Source organism: Mesorhizobium sp. M1182 (assembly GCF_040318335.1).
Taxonomy (GTDB): domain Bacteria; phylum Pseudomonadota; class Alphaproteobacteria; order Rhizobiales; family Rhizobiaceae; genus Mesorhizobium.
This window is the reverse complement of sequence record NZ_JAMYMD010000073.1, coordinates 1-1,658: the sequence shown is the minus strand read 5'-3', so window position 1 is coordinate 1,658 and position 1,658 is coordinate 1. Positions and strand designations below refer to the sequence as shown.

Here is a 1,658-nt window from a genome sequence, read left to right as displayed (position 1 = left end):
CTCGCACCGAAGCGTCTTGATTAAGGTCGACGCGACCTCCTCGCCTTAAGTGGCTCGGACGTTTGTTCCGAGGGTGCAAATCTTGGCCAATTTCCTGAGGTTCTGGGCGATGGCTGCAAGGTGGAACTCATCGCGGGCACCACAGGGGCCGCGCAATCGCAATCGATCGAGCTTCAGGATGCGCTTGAGGTGCGCGAACAGCATCTCCACCTTCTTCCGCTGATAGCGTGAGGTCTGGTAGGCGTCTGTCTTTGCGATGTCGCGGGCCATGTCGCGCGCGCCCTCATAGATCGAGCGCAGCACCTTGCGCGCCGGCTCCTTCGGGCAACAGCTGGGCTTCAGGGCACAGGCGTCGCAATCCAGCTTGCTGGCGCGATAGCGCATCATGCCATTCTCGTCGACGAGAGGGTGTGGCATCCGATAGGTCTTCTGGCGCTGCCTGAGCGTCTTCCCGCCAGGACAGATGTATGTATCGGCCTTATGGTCGTAGGTGAAGTCGTCGCGCGAGAAGGTGCCATCCTTGCGCCTAGACTTGTCGAAGACCGGGATATGCGGCTCGATCCCACGCTCATGCACCAACCAGTTCAGCATTTCGGCCGAGCCGTAGCCGGTGTCGGCAATCAGCCGCTCCGGCCAGAGGCCGAGCTCGTCGTGCGCCCGCTCGATCATAGTCTTGGCGGCCGTCACCTCGGCTTGGCGCACCGCGGTCGAGGGCTCCACGTCCACGATGATGGCGTGCTCCACGTCGATCAAATAGTTCGTGCAATAGGCATAGACGGCTGGGCCACCCCAAGCGGCAGTCCAGCGCGCGGCGGGATCAACAGGGGAGACGAACTTGGGCTCCACCGGCGTGGCGGCCCCGAAGGCGGCGTCATCCAGAGTGGCGAGATACTCAGCCACGGCCCGCTTGGCTTTGGGATTGAGGTCCTCGGCCGTTTCGATCCCGCGCTGACGATGGGCGTCGGCGACGATCATGCTGGCATCGACCGCAAAGCCTTCGCCGCCGACGAGCCCTTCAGCTATGCAGCGCCGGACGACGGTCTCGAACAGTTCGCGCAGCAGGTCGGCATCGCGGAAGCGGCCGTGGCGGGTCTTGGAGAAGGTTGAGTGGTCAGGCACATCACCCTCGAGGCCAAGCCGGCAGAACCACCGATAGGCCAGGTTCAGATGTACCTCCTCGCACAGCCGGCGCTCCGAGCGGATGCCGAAGCAATAGCCGACGATCAGCATGCGGATCAGCAGCTCAGGGTCGATCGAGGGACGGCCGATCGGGCTGTAGAAGGGCGCCAGATGCTGGCGGATGGCGGACAGGTCGACGAAGTGGTCGATCGCTCTGAGCAGGTGATCCGCCGGCACATGCCGCTCCAGGCTGAAGCCGTAGAACAGCTCCTCCTGCATCACACTTTGCTCGCCCATCATCGACTCAATCTCCTCTTACGACGAAGATTGAATCAGATGGGATATTCGGCTTGAGCCCCATCTTCGACGGTGATGGACGGAGGTGCTGCGCTCCGAGCTGATGATAGAACGTGGTCTGCAGCTACAGCCACAAGCATCAGGAAAGGAAACGCAGCATGAAGCATTATGCCGGATTGGATATCTCGGTAAAAGAGACCGCCGTTTGCATTGTCGATGAAACTGGCAAGATCTGCCGCGAG

At 61.6% G+C, this 1,658-nt stretch carries 2 protein-coding genes; both read right to left on the bottom strand.

Annotated elements, in window-relative coordinates; all coding sequences use genetic code 11:
* Nucleotides 1-45: 45 nt before the first annotated feature.
* Complete coding sequence (locus NKH33_RS33085) at nt 46-1,419, bottom strand: transposase (protein WP_352473781.1); 1,374 nt, start codon at nt 1,417-1,419, stop codon at nt 46-48.
* Nucleotides 1,420-1,451: 32 nt separating this feature from the next.
* Nucleotides 1,452-1,658 (bottom strand): hypothetical protein (locus NKH33_RS33080; protein WP_352923729.1); only part of this gene is annotated, 207 nt, incomplete at its 5' end.